Origin of the sequence: Vallitalea okinawensis (assembly GCF_002964605.1) — a bacterium.
Taxonomy (GTDB): Bacteria; Bacillota; Clostridia; order Lachnospirales; family PQDH01; genus Vallitalea_A; species Vallitalea_A okinawensis.
Window position 1 is genome coordinate 269237 of sequence record NZ_PQDH01000003.1, and the last position, 22397, is coordinate 291633.

The window sequence follows — 22397 nt, forward strand, 5'->3', positions numbered from 1 at the left end:
TTTATAAGCGTTCTTGTAGTTTCAAAATTGCACCTGGAGGGTTCATCTTGAAATTGCAAGGATGCTTAGAGATTCAAAAGCAGTGCATAGCATTAATTAATTATTGTGAATAACTTGGGTTAAGTATAAGTTTGTTAGTAGCTAAACAAAAAACTTCCTATTCAGTTAGGAAGTTCTTACGTCAGGACTTGTAGTAACAATAGATAAGAGTGGGTTCGCACCCACTCCATAACTCTAAAACAATTATAACACGCTTCATAATACTTTTCAAGCATAATTATTAACTGTCTCATATATTTCTTATTTAAGTATGACCAAAAAAAGCATTACTTATTCCTTTTCTTTTCCTTCTGTACGTTCATTTTTAGATAGCATTTTAGATCGTGACACAAGTTTCTTACATGTATTACAGAAATAACTAACTGAACCACAACCACTTTCCTCTTCTAATTCATTTAAACAATCAGGGCAATAATATTTTTCATTTGCCATAATAATCACTCCTTTATGGATATTGGACATTATTTTATAGGACCATCTATATATTATTATATAATAATATAAGAATACCATGTAATTAGAAAAATGTGAACACCCAAGTTTCTGCCATGCCTTAGAGAGCTAACATATCATAATCATTAAATGCACGCAAAGAACTAATATAGATAGCAACGATTGTACTAAAATATCTAGATACAAATATCGCTAACATAATAGCAATTTGATATTTAATTGCAACCATTGGTAAGGACCCACCTAATATTTGACCAGTCATCATACCCGGTAGCGACACTAGGCCAAGAGTTTCTAATGATGCTAAGACAGGATTCGTTGATGCCAAAATTGCCTCTTTAAAATAGGGTTTAATAGCTTCTAATCGATTGGCGCTTAAGGATAGACTGGTTAGATATTGTTTTTCATTTTCTTTGATGCCACTATAAAATTTATTTAATCCAATAATAATCCCACTCAAACTATTACCTAATAACATACCAGAAACAGGGATAAGATACATGGCATCGAATATCTGGTCAAGTTGTATAACAAAATAATTAAAGTACGATAAAACGATAAAATTAGGTACAATGATAGCAAAGAGAATAACTAAAAAATACTTTTTTAGCACTAATGTAGAACTTTTTATGACTGAAAGTGAAGCCACAATCATCATAAAGCATACGTAAAGAATATTGATTAACCAGTGATTGAGTTCAAAAATATACTGTAGAAATAGTCCAACTAGAAGTAATTGCAGACACATTCTTATGATAGCATTCAAAGTTCTTTTTGTTATTCCTAGCTTTAATTTCATGTTAATCAGTACTATTGGAATCACCAAAATAAGCAAACTTAAAACTGAAATGAAGGATATATCAACTGTTTTCATCTTACCACCTCACTATTCTTAATTGATCCTGCTTTAACCATAAATCATCATGAGATATTATAATAACTGTATTTTTACTCTTCATAATGGTATCGATCATTCGTTCCTTTAAACTTGTGTCAAGACCAGATGTAATCTCATCCAATACCCAAGTTGGACGATTCAATAACATGCATACAATAAGACCAAGTCGCTGGCGCTCTCCACCAGATAGCTCATTAACATGATGCTCTAAACTTTTTCTTTCCAATTCAAAATGATCAAATAACTTTAATATACTATTTTCATCATAAGTAATATTGTTATTTTTATATTCATGAATCTCTTTAAGAAGATCCTTAACGGATAAGTTTCTTAAATCAACATCTTGACTAATATATGTGATATTCTTTCTAAAGTACTTAATATGAGTTTTATTGAGAACTTTACCGCTATAGATAATCTCTCCACTATCCGGTTTTATGAAGCCCAGAAGCATCTTAACCAGACTAGATTTCCCCTTACCAGAAGGAGCCAATAAAAGTATCTTTTCGCCTTCATTAATTTCTAGATTAAAATCCTGAAATATATCTTTCTTGTCAAAAGACAATTGAATGTTCTTAAATTGAATCATTACTTAACTCCTCCTTTATTTCATGGAATAGATGTGCAGCCTTTGTAGCGGCCTCATGCAGAACTTCTTCACCTAATTCAGTTGTGCTATAAAACTTAATAATCTTTCCATCGACATTTTTTTCTTCTCGCCATAGCAGCCCTTCCTTTTCCATTCGATTTAGCATGGGATACAATGACCCAGGGCTAATGCTGTATCCATGTTCATCCAATTCCTTCATCATCCACACACCGTATATAGGCTCATTCTTAGCATGATACAGAATATGAATCTGAACAAAGCCTAAGAATAGCTTCCTAAGAACTTTATTTTTCACTTATTCACCACCCTAACAAATCGGAATACGATATCGTATTCCGATATCATGTTCTGATATTATTTTAAAACAGATACAATTGATTGTCAAGTCACTTTCCAAAAAAATAAAACACCTAATTATTGGGATTCAAACTCCAAAATTAAGTGTTTACTCAACTTCTACGAACGTTGAAATTGACAGCCGTCAATATATACTACATCGTCATTTTTTATTTCTTCCATTATATTTCTTTTCAATTGGATAAATTCTACTTGTTCAAAACCGCAATCTTGATAAAACTTTAATACATACTTGTTTTTTGGAACAATATCAGCCGTTAAATATTGTATTCCTAATCTTTTTAAAGCTTCATCTAACTCTCTCATAGCATTTTTACAAATACGCTTACCATGGTATTTTTCAATAATATAGATGTCTTTTAGTACTGCCTGCTCTATACTTAAGTATTCAATATAGATATATCCTATCAATTCACCATGCCCGATAATATTATAAACATCACCTTCATCTAACCATTTGACTAATACTTGTAAAGCCTCTGTAGAATCATTCTTGGTTAAACAGTTACCGCCAGACCTTTTTCTATATTCATATGCTTCATCATAGACTTTAACTGTTTTCATCACATTTTCACAATTCATCTTTTGTAATTTCACATTCATCTTCAACCCACCTTCAAACTCTGTAACTCTTACCAGGGTATTGTCTCAATACCTGGTTCAATATACGTTGTTTGGTTATCCTCTTCATAATGGTTAACCCAGTTAATAAAACGCTGTGCTCCAACCGTAGGTGTTGTATCAGCATCAGCTGCTCCAGACCGTGTTAATAATCGTCCTGGATGTACTGCTATTACACGAATATTCATTTCCTTTAATTCTTGATCCATGCAGATGGACAACATATTTTGTGCAGCTTTGGCAACTCGATAAGAATATGAGAATTTTCTATTTTTAAATTCACCAGTTGCCATCCTTGATAAAGATCCAAGCCTAGATGATATATTGATAATCATTGGCTTTTGGGAACGTTTTAAATGCCCCTTGCAAGCTTGATATGTTCGAATAACAGCTAAGCAATGTACATTGATAACATCTTCCATTTCCTTGGTGGATAGATCATTAATAACATGGCACTTTCCAGTAACACCTGCGTTATTAATAATCATATCAATGCAGTCAACTCTTTTATCAAGAATACTGTTTATGGTTTGTATTGCTTTATCATCAGCGATGTCAGCAACTATGGGAATTATACTATCTCCAAATTCCTTTACCAAATCTGCTACGTATTCTTCTTTTCGTACAACTGCAATAACCCTATCATCACACTTTATGAACTCTTTTACTAAAGCATAACCAAAACCCCTATTAGCTCCTGTAATTAAGATATTTCTTCGCAATGGTCATCCTCCTTTAATGCTATGTTCTAGTCATCTAAGCATAGGTCCTGTCATACCATTTATCTATTTATATAGGTCGTCGGCTCATCCGTATGAGCACCTTGGACAGATAACTTATATACTTTAGAATATACAGAACATTATGCCTAATATTATATCATAATTTATGATAAGAGAAAATAAAAGAATGAGAAAAAAGTAAAGTATAGTCATATCCTAAGACACGCTATACTTTAACAACCTATTTTCTAATCTCAACTAATAAAAAATCAAATATGAACTTCCTAAAATCTTCAAAAGCATTACTATTCTTCTCAATTTTTGCCTTCATTAATGTTCCTTCAAAACTTTGAAAAATCAGGCGCCCTAGCATATCTGTCTCCAATGAATGTTGCAAATTATCTTGTTCTAGCTTTTTTGTAATAAGTTGCTCTGTAGCCAATGTTCCTTTTAATAAATGTTCACGGAAGCTTTCTTTTATATCTGCGAGTTCAAGCATCAAATTACCCAGTGGGCAACCACCTACATAATCCATCCCCTCACTTTTACAAAAGAACATATCGAAAAAGGTTTTTAACCCATCAACACTATCCTCCACTTGATTCAAAGCGTTTATAAAGTTACTAAAATGAAAATCAATCACCTGAATCGCTAAATCCTCTTTTGATTCAAAATAATGATAAAATGATCCTTTAGGGATATTGGCTGTATCTAAAATCTTCTTTATTCCAATATTATGATAACCATAGCGATGCATTAAATCAGCGGCAATCATAATAATCTCATCTTTTTTAGTCATGTAACCACCTCTCACTAGACCACTCGTCTAGTAACTAATGTAACACACTTTTAGATTCTCTTCAATAGGTTTTTTCATAGTTAAATATTTCTGATAAGCTCTAAATTCGTCTTAGACTTCCCTTCATAGTCTCTTATCATTTCTTTAATCACATGCCCATTCCAAAGTTTTTCTTCAGGTAAATTATTTATCTCATCATAGGTCAGCCACATACAGTCCTTTATATCTTTATCCATTTCTCGACTCAGTTTCTCGCCTACCTGACCAACAAAACTAAAATTAATGAGGGAATTTCCCGTCTGACTCTTATATTGATAAACACCATTCATGGTCATTATTGTAACATTACAAGCTGTTTCCTCAATAAATTCACGCTTAGCACCCTCTACTATATTTTCTCCAAGCTCTAAACGACCTCCTGGTAAATTATATAGTCCCTCCATCTCTTTTTTACCTTCCACAACAAAGAGAATTTTGCTGTCTCTTTCAGCTATAACGCTGACGCATCCGTTAATGTTCATTTACTCTCCTCCTAGTTGATTTGTTCTATTAGAGATAATCTCTTACTTGAGATCTAGTAAGTAACTTGGTAATCCTAACTCATGTAAAACCTTTAAAGCTACTTGTTGAATAGATTTATCGATATCCAGTTTATCAAATTGATCATAAATAGGCTGATGAGCATCAATGAGTGCCACTCTTGATGAACCTAAGCGAATCTTCATATAATCCACACTAGGATGTACTTTTTCTATATAAAACTCGTAACGCCGTTCTAAACTCTCGTCATCATCATCGACACGTTTTCTTTCAAAGGCTCTCTTTTTCATTTCTTCTTTTGTAATAGATAAATGTATAACCTTTATTAATGGTATTTGATATCTTAGAAAAGTACCTAATAGTTTCTCAGCAGCAACGGAAGTACGAGGATACCCATCTAAAATAAAGATGTTGTCCTGTAATTCTGGTGATGATTCAAATATTGCATCGATTAGCTTAATCGTCCACAAATCAGGAATCAATAATCCTTTCACTACACAAAACTCTAACCAGTCTAATTGACTAATCATCTCTTTAACACAATAATCATCGAGTTCCTTTTTGTATTTTTCTGCCTTCAAAACATGTTCTCTCTTATTTAAACTTAAATCAAATATAGATTTTCGGTAGCTAATGCCATAATCTGCTGAAAGCTTTTCTTTAAAGGCTTGGTCATTTCGCGCTCTATCAATGGTCATTCGTAAAATACTTCCCATTGATAAATGTCTTTCATTTGGGATACTTAAGATATTCTGAAGTGCTTTTGCTATCTCACCCTTACCACAACTGGATGGACCCGTTAAAACAATGGCACCTCGACCTTGAACATGGACTTTTTTAACCGTTATCTTGACTTCACCAGACTGAATATCCCTTGACTGCACATCCTCACCTCATTCATTTAGCAACATTATACATCCCTTCTATTATACAGCATCCACTAGTTCATTACAACTCACCGCTGTTGTGAAGAAGCCTATACTTAGTAGGCGATATACCAGTAATACGACTGAATACTTTTGATAAAGAATAAGCATCGCTATACCCTACGGAACGCGCAATATCTGAAACAGTTAAAGATTGTTGTTCCAATAGACGCTTTGCTTTAAATATTCGATATTCAATGAGGTACTGTTTTGGAGAGTAACCTTCATGAGTTTTAAATAATCTAGAGAAATAGCTACGATCAATACCTAAATGATTTGCTATGTCTTCAATGGTTATGGGATCTACATAATGAATACTCATAAATTCTATTGCTTGCCTAACATAGACTTTAGCCATGTGATCCTTATTTACTATTCTTTCTGTACCGTTTATTCTAACTAACTCAGCAAATAAAAGTTGTAGATATCCTTTAATACGTAACTGTTGTTCGATGGTTCGATTATCTAGCTTCATTATTGTTTCTAAAACTTCTAGAAGCTTAGAATCAAAATGTATAATAGGACTTTCCAAAGATACCCCTGATTTTTTAATCAAATCAACAGCTTCTCCACCATGAAACCCAATCCAAAAATAAGCCCAAGGATCTTCTTCATCAGCTTTATAAAATGTTCGTTCCCCCGGAAAAATAAAGAAACCCTGACCAGCTTCAAGACCGTAGCTATTAAGCCCATTTTTATAAAGCCCCTTTCCTGATAAAATGAAATGAATCAAATAGTGGTCTCTTACAAAGGGACCAAAACTGTAACCTCTCGTACATTGTTGATAACCTGTATGATATACTTTTAATTCGTCCTTAAGAATTTCTCCTGAACTTCTTAAATTAATGATACTCTTCATTCCAAACTCCCATATCACATTTCGACATCTTATAATCACATTTTAACATTTTCATCAATAAAATAAAAGCTTATAATATTGATATCTTCAATAATACATGAAAAATAGGAGGAATTAATATGTCACATATAGAAGCTCTACAATGTCTTGAAAACGAAGTATGGTGGGGTGGTTTAGTAGAGGATGGTATCATCATGCCTTTCGGCAATCAAGCAATTACAAGAGATTTAACTGTCAATACTACATCGAACCAAGGTATGCCTCTACTTCTCTCAAACAAGGGAAGGTATGTATGGAGTGATACAGGCTTTGCATATTCTATCGATAATCAAACATTAAAAATAGAGAGTCAATCACCAATTATTGTGGATCACAAAGGAACTCATTTGCAAGATGTATATAAGTATGTTAGTGAACAATACTTTAAGGCAGATGGCAAAATTCCATTTAAAAGATTATTCACTTCTCCTCAGTACAATACATGGATCGAATTAATGTATGATCAGGAGGAAGAAGCTATACTAGATTATGCTAAGAAGATCATCGAAAAAGGTATGCCAAAAGGTGTTCTTATGATTGATGACAATTGGCAAGAAGATTATGGGGTTTGGGAATTTAGTGGTACACGCTTTAATGATCCTAAGAAGATGGTTCAGCAGATACATGATATGGGCTTTGATGTCATGCTCTGGGTATGTCCTTTCATTAGTGCTGATAGTGCAACAGCAAGAGATCTAGCAAGTAAAAATATCTTGTTAAAAGATAAAGACGGTAACATCGCCATACGCCAATGGTGGAATGGTTATAGTGCTGTTCTAGATCTTACCAATCCTGATGCAAGAGAATGGTTCCGACAACGCTTAGATTATCTTTGTGAAGAATACGGTATAGATGGCTTTAAATTTGATGCTGGTGATGCTCGTTTCTATCGTGATGACGATCAGACTTTTATTCCTGAAGCTTCCGCCAACGATCAATGTCATTATTTTAATAACCTTGGATTAGATTTTGAACTGAATGAGTTCCGTGCTGCTTGGAAGAACGCAGGTTTAGGTTTAGCCCAACGACTTTGTGATAAAAACCATACATGGGACAACAAAGGTTTGGCTAGCTTAATACCAAATGGATTAGCTCAGGGATTATTAGGCTATAGTTTCACTTGTCCAGACATGATTGGTGGTGGAGAATATCTCAACTTTTTAGATAGTGCTATGGACTTAGATGAGGAATTAGTTGTACGCTATGCTCAATGTTCAGCTCTCTTTCCAATGATGCAGTTTTCAGCTGCACCTTGGCGCGTTCTAAGTCATGAGAACTTCCTACTCTGTAAAAATGCAGCTGAATTACATGTAAAGTATGCTGACTATATATATTCTCTAGCAGAACATGCTTCAAAAACAGGAGATCCAATCCTACGTCACATGGCTTACCAATACCCTGATGGTGGTTTTGAACATACAACATCTCAATTCATGTTAGGTAATGAGCTTCTTGTGGCTCCTGTTACAGTCAAGGGTGATATAACGAAAGAGATTCATTTCCCAGAAGGCACATGGAAAGGTGATGATGAATCTGTGGTGAATGGTCCCTGTGCCATAACCGTTGAAGCACCTCTCAATCGCTTACCATATTACCAATTAATTAAATAGATATAATTATAAATAGTCTCTAAAACATTAAGAGCCCATGAAGTCTGCTATCAGACATGGGCTCTCATTAATATAGTTATGTTACTTTTTCTTTTTATGAACGTTACGAATGGTTTTTCGTTTCTTTTTCTTTGCGTTACGTTGATCTTTAGCTTTCTGATCATTTAAGCCAGGTACTTTTTTATGCTTTGGTGGTCGTATTAAACATTTCTTATCAAAACCAATGAGATCTTGTCTACCTGCTTTAATTAACGCTTCTAAAACCAATTCATAATTGGTTGGTTTGCGGTACTGCATCAATGCTCTTTGCATTGCCTTTTCATGAGGGGATTTCGGTACATAAACTTTCTGCATATTCCTTGGATCGATACCTGTATAATACATGCACGTTGATAATGTTCCAGGTGTTGGATAAAAGTCTTGTACTTGTTCTGGTGTGTATTTGATATCCCTTAAATATTCAGCTAACTCAACAGCAGCTTTTAAGTCCGATCCTGGATGGCTGGACATCAAGTAAGGAACCACATATTGCTCTTTTCCTATCTCTTTATTCACTTTATTATATTTATCAATAAATTTCTCATAAATATCTTTAGTAGGTTTACCCATTTTGTCGAGCACTTTTGGTGAGATATGTTCTGGAGCCACTTTTAACTGACCACTAACATGATGCTCACACAACTCATAAAAAAAGGAATCGTCTGTATCGTTAATTAGATAGTCGTAACGAATGCCTGAACGTACGAATACCTTCTTTACATTAGGTATTTCCCTTAACTTTCTCAGAAGGTTGATATAATCTTTGTGATCAATTTTAAGTTGCTTACAAGGATTTGGAAATAAGCATTGGCGATTCTTACAAACACCCTTAGTTTTTTGCTTATCGCAAGCAGCATGGCGAAAATTAGCTGTTGGACCACCTACATCATGAATATATCCTTTAAAATCAGGCTCCCACACCAACTCATTTGCTTCTTTTAAGATGGATTCATGACTACGTGATTGCACTACTCTTCCTTGATGAAAAGCTAATGCACAAAAATTACAACTACCAAAGCAACCTCTATTATTAACAAGACTAAATTTAACTTCTGCAATAGCCTGAACACCACCCTGCTTTTCATAAGTTGGATGGTAGTGACGCATGTAGGGTAACCCATAAACTCGATCTAATTCTGATTGAGCTAGTGGCATACTAGGTGGATTTTGAACCACATAGCAGTAATCATATGGCTCTACAAGGGTCTTTGCAGTTATTGCATCAGTGTTATCATTTTGCTTCATAAAGCTTTCAGCGTAAGCAATTTTATCGTCTTTTATCAACTTATAGTCAGGTAATTCAATATAATCATATGCTCTTTCAATATCCTTTGTTTTATAAACAGTACCTTTTATAAAAGTGATTTCATTAACAGGAATACCGCTCTCAAGAGCTTCTACTACCTCTACAATCGTACGTTCACCCATACCATACATTAATAAATCGGCGTTAGCATCTAACAGAATAGATCTTCTAACTTTGTTATCCCAATAATCATAATGAGCTAATCGTCGTAAAGATGCTTCTAAGCCACCAATTAAGATTGGTACATCTTTGTAGGCTCTACGAGCAACGTTAGAATATACAATCACACCTCTATCAGGCTTAGAACCTAACTCTCCTCCTGGGGAATATACATCTTTTTTACGCCGCTTTTTAGCAACTGTATAGTTATTGACCATAGAATCAATATTACCTGATGTAATCAAAAAGCCTAATCTGGGTTTACCAAATCGCCTAAAATCCTCTTCAGTATCCCATCTTGGTTGTGCTAATATAGCAACCTTATAGCCATGACTTTCTAAAATCCTACTTACAATTGCTGCACCAAAGGAGGGATGGTCAACATAAGCATCACCTGTAACTAGTACAAAATCAACCTGAGACCAGCCTCTTTCCTCCATGTCTTTCTTAGAAATTGGCAGAAATTTGTTCATCATTTTCATCCTTTATCGAGCTTAATACCTCTGAGTAATTGTGTATATAATAATCTGCTATTGCAATGATACTTGTCTTTTTATCTTTGCTGTATTCATCATAAATACCACAACTGCGCATCCCAGCGCGATTTGCAGCTGTCACACCCTCTTCAATATCTTCAAAAACGATACACTCTTTTGGTTGCACCCCTAAATCTTCAGCAACCTTTAAATATATATCAGGGCTTGGCTTACCTGTTGCAACTTCACAAGATGTTCTAACAGAATCAAAATAATGGGTAATACCATGAGTCTCTAATATTAAGGTAACTAATTCTCTTGAATTACTTGTCCCAATCCCCATTTTTATCCCTTTAGCTTTTAATGCATTTAAGAGTGTTATGACATTCTCCTTTAAAGGTACTTTACTAGCATAATAATCATGAGCCATTTCAACCCAATCTTCTTTAATCTCTTCTACGGAATCTTTAATATTGAAGGTTTCTTTGAAGAAAACTGCTGTTTCAGTAAAACTCATACCATTAATATTTTCATGAAGGTCAGATAAATTATAGGTGATATTCATCTTCTCCATATAGCGTATATCAATGTCTTCCCAAATCCACATAGAATCGACTAGCGTTCCATCTAAATCAAATAAAACCGCTTTTATATCTTGAAGCATTACTACCACCTCCACTAACGATTTTTTAATAGTTCAATTTCTTCGACTTTTAAAACACGATACTCTCCAAGTTTTAATTCTGGGTCCAGCTGCAGCCTCCCCATAGCCATTCTTTTTAAGTATATCACTTTTTTATCTCTGGCTTCAAACATCTTTTTAATTTGGTGAAACTTACCTTCTTTTATGATGATCTCAACTTTGGATACCTGATCACTTTTTAGAATCTTAAGATCAGCAGGCATAGTTGTATAGTCATCATCTATGTTAACACCATTTTTGAAAGCTTCTACATCCTCTTCTGTGACAACACCTTGTATTCTAGCATAATAAATCTTTTCAACATGCTTTTTAGGTGATAATAAGTTATGTGCTAGCTCTCCATCATTTGTAATGATCAGTAGGCCTTCTGTGTCTATATCCAGACGACCTACTGGAAATAGATCCTTTCGGTGCTTAGAAGTTAAGAGATCTAAAACAGTTTTGTGCTTTGGATCTTCAGTAGCTGAAATAACACCAGCTGGTTTGTGAAGCATAAAATATTGATAATCCTCATAGGTAATAGGCTGATTTTTTAATGTGACTCTATCCTTCCCTCTTATCACACCAAACCCAGGATCTTTAATTAAATTGTCATTCACTGTAACTAAACCTTTTCGTATATTATTCTTAACTTCCTTCCGGCTGCCAAAGCCCATTGAAGCTATGAATTTATCTAATCGCATTTTACATTCCACTATTGCCATCTCCAGCTTTTAGCATATTTATTTTTAACTCTTCCCTTAATTCGTTTTCCCCATCCTAATGGGAATCCATCGACACCAACTAATACCCAGCCATCTTCACCGCTTACTTCAATGGTTTCACCCTTAAGATAACGTATAACCCTGTGATCATCTCTACACATGTTAACCGATAGTTTAACATCTTCCATACGAAGTCCCATAGCAAACGCTTGAGAAGGTTCAAAGCGGTTCTTCTTTAATTCTCCTAGTAACCAACCTTGTCGTAGTGTCCGTATCCCTTTTAAAGATGGTAAATCATATGGCAGTCTATAAACTTTATCATTAATTACTTTTAACTCATTTGGAACCTTAGCTTCCATATAAGTTTCATAGAAATCGTAAAAATCTTTTAGTTCTTTATGCGATATCTTAATATTATTGGATATCTGATTATTCTTTAACTCAGCATTTTCTTTCACCATATGTGCAATAAAATGACCTTCACCTTTAATCTTATGAGGCCATAACCTTGCTGCATAACTCAATTCATCAGGTCCATTTACCCATTCAGGCTGTCCATCATCAATCCCCCCACTTTTATGAATCGGAATTAGACAAAACTCCGGATGTTCTTCTAAAAAAGCTTTAATAGTACCTTCATTTTCTGAAGGATCAAAAGTACATGTTGAATAGAGTAATTGTCCTCCTGGTTTTAACATCTTAGCTGCCTGTAGTAATATACTTCTTTGAATCTCTGCAAAGTGCTCCACGCCGAACTCTTCCCAACTTTTAATAAGCCCTGGTTCTTTCCGAAACATTCCTTCACCCGAACAAGGTGCATCTACAAGTATTTTATCAAAATAACCTTCAAAAGCTTTAACCAATTTCTTAGGTTCTTCACTGGTTACAATAGCATTTCTAATACCAGCTAATTCAATATTTTTTACTAGTGCTCTGGTGCGACTGACGCTTATATCATTACTGACAAGTATACCTTCACCTTGCAGTTTACTTCCTAGATGAGTACTCTTTCCACCTGGAGCAGCACATAAATCTAATACTCTATCACCAGGTTTCACATCAAGTATAGCTGCTGGTGACATAGCACTAGGTTCTTGTATATAATATAATCCTGCATGATAATAAGGATCTTTTGCAGGTTGATATCCTTTTTTATAATAAAGACCTTCGTCACACCATGGTATAGGTTCACACTCAAATAGCTCCCTATTAAAATCCATAGGACTCCATTTCAAAGTATTAATTCTCAAACCATAATAACGCTCTTGATGAAACGAATCCAAATAAGCTTCATATTCCTTACCAAGAAGTTCTTGCATCTTTTCTTTATAGCTTTCAGGTAACATCAATTATCGTCTCTCCTCTTACACCTTACTACAAACATGATGAAAGACAGCCTCTATAGCTGTCATTCTTAGTGTGATTCTATCATATGCAATCTATCCATTATCAATCAGATTATCACTTATCTTAAATTTCTAATTGAATCGTATTGCTATCAATCATATTTTGCAATGCTTTCATGATACCTAATTTAGCATGGTACCAAGTTAAACCACCTTGAAAGAATACAGTATAGGGTGGTTTGATTGGGGCATCAGCACTTAACTCAATAGATGACCCTTGCACAAAAGTCCCTGCAGCCATGATTACCGGACAATCATAACCTGGCATATCCCATGGTTCAGGGATAACAAAACTATCTACTGGTGCTGCTGCTTGTATTCCTTGGCAAAACTTAATAACACGTTCAGCATTTTCCATGTTCACAGCTTGAATAATATCATGACGCTTTTCATGAGATGCTGGGAATACCTTAAAACCTAATTTTTCAAAAACTGCAGAAGCAAAAACAGCCCCTTTAAGGGCACCTGCTACCACTTGCGGTGATAAAAACAAACCTTGATACAAAGGCTGATTAATCCCTAGTGTCGCTCCGACTTCCTTTCCTAGTCCAGGGGCAGTAAGTCGATATGCTGCGTTATCTACGTATTTTTCTTTACCAACAATGTAACCCCCAATTGGCGCTAATCCGCCTCCTGGGTTCTTTATTAATGATCCAACTACTAAATCTGCACCAACTTCCGTTGGCTCATTAGCTTCAACAAATTCCCCATAACAGTTATCAACCATACAAATTATATCATCTCTAACAGACTTAACAATGTGAATTATCTTTTTTATTTCTTCTACAGATAATGTTGGTCTTGTGGTATAGCCTTTAGAACGTTGAATGGTGACCATCTTGGTACGATCGTTAATACCTTTTTTGATGCCATCATAATCTATAGATCCATCTGATAAAAGATCAACTTGACGATAGGACACCCCGTGTTCTGCTAATGAACCCGGGGTTTCTCGAATACCAATAACCCCTTCTAGGGTATCATAAGGTTTTCCTACAGGTGATAATAATTCATCCCCATGACGAAGATTGCCAAACAGAGCAACTGTCAATGCATGTGTTCCAGAAATTAACTGCGGACGTACTAATGCAGATTCCGCCCGAAATACAGAGGCATAAACCTCTTCAAGGGTATCACGGCCAATATCATTATAACCATAACCAGTTGTTGCAGAAAAATGAGCATCACTGACACGATGATCCTGCATAGCCTTTAATACCTTCAATTGATTCAATTCAGCTATTTCGTCAATTGCAGAAAAACGTTCTTTTATTGAAGTCTCTATATGACTACAAAAAGAAATAACTTCTTCTTTGATGCCAAAATTCTTGTAATGATTAAGTAAAGTCATCATTTCTCCTATTATTCGTCTTTGTTAAAGTTAATTGGTCTTGCAGGAATAATAGTTGATATAGCATGCTTATAAATCATTTGTTGTTTACCATCAATATCAAGAATTGCAGTAAAATTATCGAATCCTTTTACATACCCCTTAAGTTGAAAACCATTCACCAAAAACATCGTTACTTCTATTCTTTCTTTTCTTGCTTGATTTAAAAACATATCTTGTAAATTAATCTGTTGTTTCATATCTTCACCCCTTGTACAATTTTAAGAGCTTTAAGCTCATATCTTTCAAAGGCCATCAAAATTACCAAACAGAATTTATCTTTGCCTCAGAACAAAAGTAGCTTAGCTACATCTTCCTTGGGAAGTTTGTATCCTTTGGAAAGTTTCCTTGTCATCAATTAAAAGGGTTTATTTAATTGATTATTGCAAGAACTTTCCTTTATGATAAAATAGAATCTAAAATTATTTTATAGTAATATCACAAAATGTGCAAGTTATTTTCGATATAATGCATCATAAAATCTGTAACTTTTGTCGCATTCAACCCTAACTGCTCAACGTCTATCCATGTGACATTAGATTCACGCCTAAACCATGTTAATTGTCTTTTAGCAAAATGGCGTGTATCACGTTTAAGAATATCAATAGCTTCTTCTAAGGATTGAGTGCCATCAAAGTAACCTTTAAATTCTTTATAACCTAATCCCTTCATTGATACTAAATCCCAATCATAACCTTGATCTAAAAGCGACCTCACTTCATCGAGTAAACCTTCATCTAGCATCATATCAACTCGCATATTAATACGTTCATACAGTTTTTCTCGATTCATATTAAGTACAAAGAATGCTAAATCATAAGGTGTTTCTTTCTCTCGTTCACGATTATTGTGTAGGGATATGGGTTCGCCAGCCTGCTTATAATACTCCAGAGCACGAATAACTCTTTTAAGATTTTGATGAGGTATAGCATTTGCAGATACTTCATCAACTTCTCTTAACAATTTATGAACTACTTTAGTGCCCTCTTTTCCTGCTAGGATTGTAAGTTCATTCCTATATTCATGATCGGGCTCCATCTCATTAAAATCTATATCATAGATAATGGATTGCAAATAAAACCCTGTCCCCCCTACAATAATAGGTATTTTTCCACGAGAAATAATATCATCATAATATTGCTTGGCAAGACGTTGGAAATCAGCCACACTAAAAGGATCATCTGGATTAAGCTCATCTAGCAAATAATGGGGCACCCCATCCATTTCTTCTTCTTTAATTTTAGCAGTTCCTATGTCCATCGCTTTATAGACTTGCATAGAGTCGGCGGAAATGATCTCTCCACCAATACGTTTTGCTAATTGAATTGACGTGCTAGTTTTTCCTACAGCTGTAGGTCCAGCAATAATAATCATCGGTTTTTTCTTCATTTTTTACACCCTTTTAAATTTCTTTTCCAGTTCATACTTTGTCATACTGATAATGGTTGGACGTCCATGAGGACAATTATAAGGGTTCTCTAATGTAAACAATTGAGACATTAAACTTTTTACTTCTGGAAGAGACATTCTATTGTTCCCTTTTACAGCTGCTTTACAAGACATTAAAGCAATCTTCTCAGCTAACATATCATCTTCAATTTGCCTCTCCTCTTCTATAAGACCATCTAACATATCAGTAAAAACTTTATTATCTAAGACAGTATTAAAAATATAAGGAACACCTCTTATAATATAAGCATTATTTCCAAAGTCTTCGATTTCAAAACCAAATTGTTTAAAGATTTTTAAGTGTGCTTTGATTAGCAAACTTTCAGCTTCTTGTAAATTAACAACAATTGGTTTCAACAGAATTTGTGTATTATTTTCATGATGCCTCGATGCCTTGATACGTTCATAAAGAACCTTTTCATGAGCTGCATGTTGATCAACAATGAACATTTTTTGATCTTTTTCAATAAGCCAATAAGTATTAAAAACTTGCCCAACGATCTTGAAATCATCAAGTTGTTTCTGTAGAGAATTGAGATCCATATCTAATTGAGTTGATTCTTCTACTTTGGGCTCTTCCTTAATTTGATCATTAACAGGATTATTAAGCAAACTACTGTTATGCTCGTTGCTGTCTTCAGTTATTTTTAGTTCCTTTGACTCATTAGATTCTACCTGGTGTTTTTCTTGAACTAGCTCTGTTTTAGGAACTGTTGTTCCACTTATCATTGCACTTGTCTCAGTTTTTTGTTGTATATTATTTGGCTCTACTTGGTTAACATGACTTACTTGTTTTAGAGACTTCTCTTCAACTTCCCTTACTTTTGAACTCTCCTCTTCAAGTTTTTTATTCTTTATCTCAAATGCTTCAGGAACATATTCTTTTACTTCTTCTTTTGCTATGAACTTCTCTTTATGCAGTTTAATTTCAGGTATGATATTATCATTTATTAATTTTTGATTAATCGTATTTTTTACAAGATCATAAATCTGATCTTCTTCTTGGAACCGAACTTCCATTTTTGTAGGATGCACATTGACATCCACTTGTTTAGGATCGATTGTAAAATGTAAGACAACTACTGGGTAATTATTAGGTGGAATAAAATCTTTATAGGCATCATGAAGTGCTTTTTCAACAATCTTACTTTTAATGTAGCGCCCGTTAATGTAATAACTTTCAAAAGTTCGATTTCCACGACAAATAGCTGGCTTTCCAACGAATCCTTTTAAGTTAAAATGTTCACTCGTTCCTTCGACTTCCATAAGGTCTTTCACTAAATTTTTACCATAAACATTGAAGATAGCATTCTTCAAGTTATTATTCCCCGAAGTATGTAAGGCTACTTTACTTTTGTTCATATATTTAAACGAAATTTCAGGATGTCCTAAAGCTACTCTATTCATTAAGTCACTAATGTAGCTTCCTTCAGTACCTGGACGTTTAAGGAATTTTCGTCTTGCAGGCGTGTTATAAAAGAGATTACGAATAATCAAAGTTGTTCCTTCTGGGCAACCTATCTCTTCTTCTATGATAACTTTACCACCTTCAATAACCAACCGAATTCCTGTAAGTGTATCTCGTGTCTTGGTCATCATTTCGACCTGAGCTACAGCAGCAATACTGGCTAAAGCCTCTCCTCTAAACCCTAAGGTGCCAATGGTTTGAAGGTCAACTTCATCTTTTATTTTACTGGTTGAGTGACGTAAAAAAGCAGTACGTACTTGCTCTTTCGGAATCCCAATACCGTTATCACTGATACGAATGTAGGCTATACCTCCATCTTTAATCTCTACAGTAATTGCTGATGATTTGGCATCTATAGCATTCTCCACTAATTCTTTCACAACAGAAGAAGGGCGCTCAACCACTTCACCTGCTGCAATTTTATTGATTGTATGTTGGTCCAATAATTGTATAGATCTCATTATACCACCTCTTTAAAGATCCTTGGCACTTTTATGCAAATCAAATAAGGTCTGCATGGCATCCATTGGCGTCATTTCTAATATATTGAGCTTTTTAATCTTCTCAATCAAATCATAAGAATGTGTGTCAAATAGATTAAGCTGTGTTTCCATTGTTGTTGCAACTTGTACCACTGTTTCTTCATGTTGCTTCGACGTTATTAAGTCCTCATCAATTGATGTCTGAACTTCAATGTCACTAGCTTTCTTAGCAATATCCGATTCATTTAACTGAGATAAAATTTCTTTTGAACGTTCAACGACTGTTTTAGGTAGTCCAGCTAACTTAGCAACTTCTATACCGTAACTGTGATCAACACCACCACGTTTAATTTTATGTAGGAAGATAATATCTTCTCCACTTTCCTTAATCGTAACACAGTAATTCTTAACACCACTTATTTTACCTTCTAATTCTGTCAACTCATGATAATGGGTTGCAAATAAGGTCTTAGCACCAATGATATTTTGATCACTAATGTATTCTACAACAGACCATGCAATACTCAACCCATCAAATGTACTGGTACCCCTACCTATTTCATCTAATATTAATAAACTATCTTTTGTGGCATTGTTTAAGATATTACTTACTTCAGTCATTTCAACCATAAAAGTACTTTGACCAGAAGCTAAGTCATCTGAAGCACCTACTCTTGTAAATATACGGTCCACAAGAGATATATTGGCTTCACTTGCAGGAACAAAACTTCCAATTTGCCCCATTAAGACGATGAGAGCCACTTGACGCATATAAGTAGATTTACCTGCCATATTTGGTCCTGTAATAATTGCTAAACGATCTTCATCCTCATTCAAGAACGTATTATTAGGGATGAAAGCATCGTTATCAATCATTTTCTCTACTACTGGATGGCGACCATCTTTAATATCGATAATACCCTCTACATTAAGATGTGGCTTAATAAAGTTTTGTCTTTCTGCTACATTTGCTAATGAACGAATCACATCTAGTCTAGCAACCTTTGTAGCAGACTTTTGGATACGTTCCATTTCAGCTGCTATCTTATCACGAATTTCAGTAAAGAGTTGGTACTCAAGTTCAACAATCTTTTCTTCAGCACCTAAAACCGTATCCTCTATTTCCTTTAATTCAGGTGTTATATAACGCTCTGCATTAGCTAACGTTTGCTTTCTTACAAATCGATCAGGAACTAAATTTAAGTAGGACTTAGTTACCTCTAAATAATAACCAAAAACTTTATTATATTTGATTTTAAGGTTTTTGATGCCAGTTAATTCTCTCTCTTTTGCCTCTAACTCAGCAATCCAATGCTTCCCATCAGTACTTGCTTTCCTGTACTTATCTACATCTTGGTGATAACCATCCTTAATTAAGCGGCCTTCTCTTAATGTTACTGGAGGTTCTTCCATGATCGAGTTATCGATGAGTTGGTGAATATCTTCTAATTCATCCATGTTCACATGAATATCTTTTAATAAACTAGTCTCATAACATTCCATCAAAGATTTAATATGAGGTAACATACGTAAAGAATTACGCAGCGCTATTAAATCTCTGCCATTAGCTGCGCCATAAGCTACTTTCCCCATCAATCTTTCCATATCATATATCTCATCTAGGTATTCTTTTAGCTCTTCTCGATTAATAGGGTCATTGATTAATTCTTCTACTGCATCTAAACGTTTTTGAATTTTCTCTTCAGTGATAAGAGGTTGCTCGATCCATTTTCTCAACATCCTACCACCCATAGCAGTACGTGTTTTATCCAATACCCAAAGTAAAGATCCTCTTCGCTTTTTCTCCCTAAGAGTTTCTGTTAATTCCAGATTACGACGGGTTGAGATATCTAACATCATAAATTCATTAACAGAATAAGGCGTGATCTTGGATAAATGATTAAGTTGTCGCTTCTGGGTTTCATACAAGTAACCTAATAATGTCCCTGCAGCTATAATACCAACATCATAGTTACCTAATCCCAAACCGTCTAATTTTAGCACACCAAAGTGTTTAAGTAATTTCTCTTCACATCTATTTCGGTCAAAATTCCATTCAGGATAGAGATTTAAGAAGAAGTCAAATCGTTTTCTTGCTTCTTCTATTTGAAGAGAACTATTTCCGCTTTGTCCATCACTAACAAGTACTTCAGAAGGCAAAAACTTAGCAAGTTCATCAAAGAGTTTCTTTTCATCTTCCATCTCCGTTACAAAGAACTCCCCTGTCGTTACATCTGCAGCAGCAAGTCCAATTTTGTTATCTTTTAACTCAATACAAAGTAGATAATTGTTTTTTGTGTCTTCGATATTGTCTGTATTGATATTTGTACCAGGTGTAACAATACGCACAACTTCTCTTTCAACTATACCTTTGCCTGCACTCGGATCACTTACCTGTTCACATATAGCTACCTTATAACCTTTTTCAATAAGACGTTGTACATAATTTTCAGCAGAATGGAAAGGTACGCCACACATAGGGTACCTGTCATTTCCTGCCTTCCCTCTACTTGTTAATGTAATCTCTAACTCTCTGGACGCGGTTACAGCATCATCAAAAAACATTTCATAAAAGTCACCTAATCTAAAGAAGAGCAAACAATCTTTATGTTGTTCTTTAATACTCATATACTGCTGCATCATTGGTGTTAATTTTGCCATTAAACCATCTCTCCTATTAGATAGAATGTTTTAGATCCTGTTATGTGAACTTTAACAATTTTACCAATCAATTCTTCCCCACCTTTTAGATGAACGAGATGGTTGGATGTTGTTCGACCACTAACCATACCTTCTTTATTTTTATTCTTATCCTCTACAAGCACTTCAAAATCCTGTCCAACTTTTTTAGCATTATTCTTTGCAATAATTTCATTAAGGGTTTCTAGAAGACGATTAAAGCGTTCTTTAACCACTTCTTCATCAATTTGATTCTCCATTTCTGCTGCTGGTGTACCAGTTCTTTTAGAGTAGATAAATGTAAATGAATTATCATACTCTACTTCTTTAACGATATCCAAAGTAGCTTCAAAATCTTCTTCAGTCTCTCCAGGGAAACCAACGATTAAATCAGTTGTTAGGGAGATATCTGGACGAACTTCTTTAATTTTATTTACCAATTCAAGATATTTCTCTTGATCGTAATGACGATTCATTTTCTTTAGTAAGTTAGAACTTCCAGCTTGAACAGGTAAGTGCAAGTGATTACATAATTTTTTTGATTGACCGAACCATTCAATCAGTTCATCTGATAAATCCTTTGGATGAGAGGTCATGAATCGAATACGTTCTAGTCCTTCTATTTCTTCTATACTCTTTAATAACTCCGTAAAGGAACATGGATTATCTAAGTTTTTGCCATAGGAATTAACATTCTGACCTAAAAGCATCACTTCAATAACGCCATCAGCCACTAATTCCTTAATTTCATTAACAATATCTTCAGGTGTTCGGCTTCTTTCTCTACCTCTAACATAAGGAACAATGCAATAAGTGCAAAAGTTATTACAGCCGAACATAATATTCACACTTGCTTTAAATGGATGTTTACGAATACTTGGTAAATCCTCTACGATCTCACCATGCGAATCCCAAATATCAATAATAATTTCACCAGTATCTATATTTGTTTTTAATAACTCTGCAAATTTGTAAAGATTATGAGTTCCCATAATTACATCTACGTGTTTATATTTAGTTCGGATAGACTCAAGGATATCTGGTTGCTGCATCATACAGCCACACATAACAATTTTAAAATCTTTCTTATGTTTTTTATAACTCTTTAAAAAGCCTAGTCTTCCATATACACGTTGCTCCGCATTCTCTCTTACAGTACATGTATTATAAACGACAAGGTTTGCTTCTTTTTCTTCTGAAGCTTCTTCATAACCGATCTCTTCAAGTATGCCACGAAGCTTTTCAGAGTCTCTGGCATTCATCTGACAGCCAAATGTAGTGATAAAATACTTTTTCTTTTCGCCACTATCCGCATATTCTTTATCTGCCATCATTCGTAAATCTTTGATAATATCTTTCTGCCTTCTTGATTCTTCAAGTGAAATTTGCGTTGCCATCTATAATTAATCCTCCTTAAAATTCCATATCTATCAAATTTAAGACATAGTATTCTCATTATATATATTGTACAAAAAAAAGTTCTTTAAAGCAAGAAAAAAGCACACCATATGTTATGCTTTTTATTGTTAATTATTTAGTTTCATACTATTATAAAACACCTTATTATCTTCTGCTTTAGTTTTTGTCTTCATTTTATGTACCTTCTCGAAGCATACCCGAACTCTTTTACATATAATAATTC

The 22397-nt window shown here is 34.5% G+C and carries 21 protein-coding genes; 1 reads left to right on the forward strand and 20 read right to left on the reverse strand.

Features of this window, described 5'->3' with window-relative positions:
* Nucleotides 1-330 precede the first annotated feature (330 nt).
* From C1Y58_RS10710 to C1Y58_RS10755, 10 genes are all read right to left on the reverse strand, one after another.
* Nucleotides 331-492 carry a YfgJ family double zinc ribbon protein gene (locus tag C1Y58_RS10710; protein WP_105616038.1) on the reverse strand — a complete coding sequence of 54 codons (162 nt, stop codon included), beginning with the start codon at nucleotides 490-492 and terminating at the stop codon, nucleotides 331-333.
* 121 nt (nucleotides 493-613) lie between these two features.
* Nucleotides 614-1387 (reverse strand): ABC transporter permease, encoded by a 774-nt coding sequence (locus C1Y58_RS10715; RefSeq protein WP_105616039.1) that lies wholly within the window; start codon nucleotides 1385-1387, stop codon nucleotides 614-616.
* Nucleotide 1388: 1 nt separating this feature from the next.
* Nucleotides 1389-2000 carry an ABC transporter ATP-binding protein gene (locus C1Y58_RS10720; protein WP_105616040.1) on the reverse strand — a complete coding sequence of 204 codons (612 nt, stop codon included), beginning with the start codon at nucleotides 1998-2000 and terminating at the stop codon, nucleotides 1389-1391.
* Entirely contained in the window at nucleotides 1987-2316 is a 330-nt protein-coding gene (locus C1Y58_RS10725) for a PadR family transcriptional regulator (RefSeq protein ID WP_105616041.1), read from the reverse strand. The genes C1Y58_RS10720 and C1Y58_RS10725 overlap by 14 nt, the downstream gene beginning before the upstream one ends.
* A 161-nt stretch (nucleotides 2317-2477) precedes the next feature.
* Complete coding sequence (locus C1Y58_RS10730) at nucleotides 2478-2981, reverse strand: GNAT family N-acetyltransferase (RefSeq protein WP_105616042.1); 504 nt, start codon at nucleotides 2979-2981, stop codon at nucleotides 2478-2480.
* 29 nt (nucleotides 2982-3010) lie between these two features.
* The gene (locus tag C1Y58_RS10735) at nucleotides 3011-3721 is read right to left on the reverse strand and encodes an SDR family NAD(P)-dependent oxidoreductase (protein WP_105616043.1); all 711 of its coding nucleotides are present in this window, start codon (nucleotides 3719-3721) and stop codon (nucleotides 3011-3013) included.
* Nucleotides 3722-3962: 241 nt separating this feature from the next.
* The gene (locus tag C1Y58_RS10740) at nucleotides 3963-4520 is read right to left on the reverse strand and encodes a TetR/AcrR family transcriptional regulator (protein WP_105616044.1); all 558 of its coding nucleotides are present in this window, start codon (nucleotides 4518-4520) and stop codon (nucleotides 3963-3965) included.
* A gap of 80 nt (nucleotides 4521-4600) precedes the next feature.
* A complete protein-coding gene (locus C1Y58_RS10745; RefSeq protein ID WP_105616045.1) occupies nucleotides 4601-5041 on the reverse strand; it encodes an NUDIX domain-containing protein in 441 nt (146 codons plus the stop codon).
* Between the two features lie 42 nt (nucleotides 5042-5083).
* On the reverse strand, nucleotides 5084-5944 hold the full coding sequence (locus C1Y58_RS10750; protein WP_105616046.1) for a nucleoside monophosphate kinase: 861 nt from the start codon (nucleotides 5942-5944) through the stop codon (nucleotides 5084-5086).
* A 64-nt stretch (nucleotides 5945-6008) separates the two neighbouring features.
* Nucleotides 6009-6845: an AraC family transcriptional regulator gene (locus C1Y58_RS10755; protein ID WP_105616047.1), complete on the reverse strand. Its 837-nt coding sequence runs from the start codon at nucleotides 6843-6845 to the stop codon at nucleotides 6009-6011.
* A 119-nt stretch (nucleotides 6846-6964) separates the two neighbouring features.
* Between C1Y58_RS10755 and C1Y58_RS10760 the strand changes: the two genes are divergently transcribed.
* Nucleotides 6965-8494: a glycoside hydrolase family 31 protein gene (locus C1Y58_RS10760; RefSeq protein ID WP_105616048.1), complete on the forward strand. Its 1530-nt coding sequence runs from the start codon at nucleotides 6965-6967 to the stop codon at nucleotides 8492-8494.
* An 81-nt stretch (nucleotides 8495-8575) separates the two neighbouring features.
* Here C1Y58_RS10760 and C1Y58_RS10765 read toward each other — a convergent pair whose 3' ends face one another.
* From C1Y58_RS10765 to miaB, 10 genes are all read right to left on the reverse strand, one after another.
* Nucleotides 8576-10474, reverse strand: coding sequence for a YgiQ family radical SAM protein (locus C1Y58_RS10765; RefSeq protein ID WP_105616049.1), 1899 nt, complete (start codon nucleotides 10472-10474; stop codon nucleotides 8576-8578).
* Nucleotides 10446-11138, reverse strand: a complete 693-nt coding sequence (locus tag C1Y58_RS10770; protein ID WP_105616050.1) for an HAD family hydrolase — start codon at nucleotides 11136-11138, stop codon at nucleotides 10446-10448. The genes C1Y58_RS10765 and C1Y58_RS10770 overlap by 29 nt, the downstream gene beginning before the upstream one ends.
* 14 nt (nucleotides 11139-11152) lie before the next feature.
* Nucleotides 11153-11881, reverse strand: a complete 729-nt coding sequence (locus tag C1Y58_RS10775) for a pseudouridine synthase (RefSeq protein WP_207655739.1) — start codon at nucleotides 11879-11881, stop codon at nucleotides 11153-11155.
* Nucleotides 11872-13227: an RsmB/NOP family class I SAM-dependent RNA methyltransferase gene (locus C1Y58_RS10780; RefSeq protein ID WP_330404424.1), complete on the reverse strand. Its 1356-nt coding sequence runs from the start codon at nucleotides 13225-13227 to the stop codon at nucleotides 11872-11874. Before C1Y58_RS10780 ends, C1Y58_RS10775 begins: the two co-directional genes overlap by 10 nt.
* 124 nt (nucleotides 13228-13351) lie before the next feature.
* Nucleotides 13352-14638 (reverse strand): methionine gamma-lyase family protein, encoded by a 1287-nt coding sequence (locus C1Y58_RS10785; RefSeq protein WP_242985380.1) that lies wholly within the window; start codon nucleotides 14636-14638, stop codon nucleotides 13352-13354.
* 11 nt (nucleotides 14639-14649) lie between these two features.
* On the reverse strand, nucleotides 14650-14877 hold the full coding sequence (gene hfq, locus C1Y58_RS10790) for an RNA chaperone Hfq (RefSeq protein ID WP_105616053.1): 228 nt from the start codon (nucleotides 14875-14877) through the stop codon (nucleotides 14650-14652).
* 238 nt (nucleotides 14878-15115) lie between these two features.
* Nucleotides 15116-16066: a tRNA (adenosine(37)-N6)-dimethylallyltransferase MiaA gene (gene miaA / locus C1Y58_RS10795; RefSeq protein WP_105616054.1), complete on the reverse strand. Its 951-nt coding sequence runs from the start codon at nucleotides 16064-16066 to the stop codon at nucleotides 15116-15118.
* Nucleotides 16067-16069: 3 nt separating this feature from the next.
* A complete protein-coding gene (mutL, locus tag C1Y58_RS10800) occupies nucleotides 16070-18055 on the reverse strand; it encodes a DNA mismatch repair endonuclease MutL (protein ID WP_105616055.1) in 1986 nt (661 codons plus the stop codon).
* Between the two features lie 12 nt (nucleotides 18056-18067).
* On the reverse strand, nucleotides 18068-20737 hold the full coding sequence (mutS, locus tag C1Y58_RS10805; RefSeq protein ID WP_105616056.1) for a DNA mismatch repair protein MutS: 2670 nt from the start codon (nucleotides 20735-20737) through the stop codon (nucleotides 18068-18070).
* Complete coding sequence (gene miaB / locus C1Y58_RS10810) at nucleotides 20737-22152, reverse strand: tRNA (N6-isopentenyl adenosine(37)-C2)-methylthiotransferase MiaB (RefSeq protein WP_105616057.1); 1416 nt, start codon at nucleotides 22150-22152, stop codon at nucleotides 20737-20739. Before miaB ends, mutS begins: the two co-directional genes overlap by 1 nt.
* Between the last annotated feature and the right edge of the window lie 245 nt (nucleotides 22153-22397).

Coding starts and splice junctions, on each gene's coding strand:
- mutS (WP_105616056.1), bottom strand. CDS start 20,737: ATGGCAAAATTAACACCAATGATGCAGCAGTATATGAGTATTAAAGAA.
- miaB (WP_105616057.1), bottom strand. CDS start 22,152: ATGGCAACGCAAATTTCACTTGAAGAATCAAGAAGGCAGAAAGATATT.
- hfq (WP_105616053.1), bottom strand. CDS start 14,877: ATGAAACAACAGATTAATTTACAAGATATGTTTTTAAATCAAGCAAGA.
- C1Y58_RS10745 (WP_105616045.1), bottom strand. CDS start 5,041: ATGAACATTAACGGATGCGTCAGCGTTATAGCTGAAAGAGACAGCAAA.
- C1Y58_RS10780 (WP_330404424.1), bottom strand. CDS start 13,227: ATGTTACCTGAAAGCTATAAAGAAAAGATGCAAGAACTTCTTGGTAAG.
- C1Y58_RS10770 (WP_105616050.1), bottom strand. CDS start 11,138: ATGCTTCAAGATATAAAAGCGGTTTTATTTGATTTAGATGGAACGCTA.
- C1Y58_RS10765 (WP_105616049.1), bottom strand. CDS start 10,474: ATGATGAACAAATTTCTGCCAATTTCTAAGAAAGACATGGAGGAAAGA.
- mutL (WP_105616055.1), bottom strand. CDS start 18,055: ATGAGATCTATACAATTATTGGACCAACATACAATCAATAAAATTGCA.
- C1Y58_RS10715 (WP_105616039.1), bottom strand. CDS start 1,387: ATGAAAACAGTTGATATATCCTTCATTTCAGTTTTAAGTTTGCTTATT.
- C1Y58_RS10760 (WP_105616048.1), top strand. CDS start 6,965: ATGTCACATATAGAAGCTCTACAATGTCTTGAAAACGAAGTATGGTGG.
- C1Y58_RS10740 (WP_105616044.1), bottom strand. CDS start 4,520: ATGACTAAAAAAGATGAGATTATTATGATTGCCGCTGATTTAATGCAT.
- miaA (WP_105616054.1), bottom strand. CDS start 16,066: ATGAAGAAAAAACCGATGATTATTATTGCTGGACCTACAGCTGTAGGA.
- C1Y58_RS10720 (WP_105616040.1), bottom strand. CDS start 2,000: ATGATTCAATTTAAGAACATTCAATTGTCTTTTGACAAGAAAGATATA.
- C1Y58_RS10755 (WP_105616047.1), bottom strand. CDS start 6,845: ATGAAGAGTATCATTAATTTAAGAAGTTCAGGAGAAATTCTTAAGGAC.
- C1Y58_RS10785 (WP_242985380.1), bottom strand. CDS start 14,638: ATGACTTTACTTAATCATTACAAGAATTTTGGCATCAAAGAAGAAGTT.
- C1Y58_RS10730 (WP_105616042.1), bottom strand. CDS start 2,981: ATGAATGTGAAATTACAAAAGATGAATTGTGAAAATGTGATGAAAACA.
- C1Y58_RS10710 (WP_105616038.1), bottom strand. CDS start 492: ATGGCAAATGAAAAATATTATTGCCCTGATTGTTTAAATGAATTAGAA.
- C1Y58_RS10775 (WP_207655739.1), bottom strand. CDS start 11,881: ATGGCAATAGTGGAATGTAAAATGCGATTAGATAAATTCATAGCTTCA.